Here is an 815-nt window from a genome sequence, read left to right on the forward strand (position 1 = left end):
CCCCGACCTGCTCTCCCACACCCGCCACGGCCCCTTCGGGGAAGCGACAGCCCGCGACCAGTTGCCGGTCCCGGTACTGGTCGCCTTCGCCGTCGCACTCGCCGCACCGCTGTGGTGGCGCCGCAGGACCCCGGCCGTCACGTACTGGGTGATCGCCGCGGCGTTGCTGGCCCAGTGGTCGCTGGGGGTGTGGCAGCAGACCGGCATGGCCATGCTCATCGCCCTCTACAGCCTGGCCCTGCACGGCTCACTGCGCACGCTCGGCTGGGCCGCCGCCGTCACCACGGCCGAGATGACCCTGGCGGTCTGCCTGCTGGCCCCCATCGAGCACCCCTTCCTCGCCCTCTTCTTCCTGCTGGGCACGGCGACCGCGGCCATCGCCATCGGCCTGACGCTGCGGATCCGCCGCCTCTACCTGGCGGCACTGGAGGACCGGGCCACCCGTCTGGAGACCGAGCGCGACCAGCGCGTCCGGCTCACCATCGCCGCCGAACGCGCCCGCATCGCCCGTGAGATGCACGACATCGTCGGCCACAACCTCTCCGTCATGGTCAGCGTCGCCGACGGCGCCGCCGCCCTCGCCACCCACCGCGGCGAGACGTCCGCCGAGCCCCTGCGCATCCTCGCCGACACCGGCCGCCAGGCCATGAGCGAACTCCGGCGCGTCCTGGGCGTGCTGCGCGAGGAGCCGGGACACGAAGAGGAGGTGCGGCCGCTCGCCCCGCAGCCCGGCATCCGCGACCTGGACCCGTTGCTGGCGCGCGTGCGCGCGGCGGGGCTGCCCGTGACCTACCGGACCATGGGCGACCTCGACA

The 815-nt window shown here is 74.0% G+C and carries 1 protein-coding gene; it reads left to right on the forward strand.

Going from position 1 to position 815, the window contains the following annotated elements; genetic code table 11:
* The coding region (locus tag LQ326_RS47335) for a sensor histidine kinase (protein WP_234545400.1) at positions 1–815 on the forward strand (815 nt) is incomplete at both ends.

Source organism: Streptomyces shenzhenensis, from assembly GCF_021462265.1.
GTDB classification, from domain to species: Bacteria; Actinomycetota; Actinomycetes; order Streptomycetales; family Streptomycetaceae; genus Streptomyces; species Streptomyces shenzhenensis.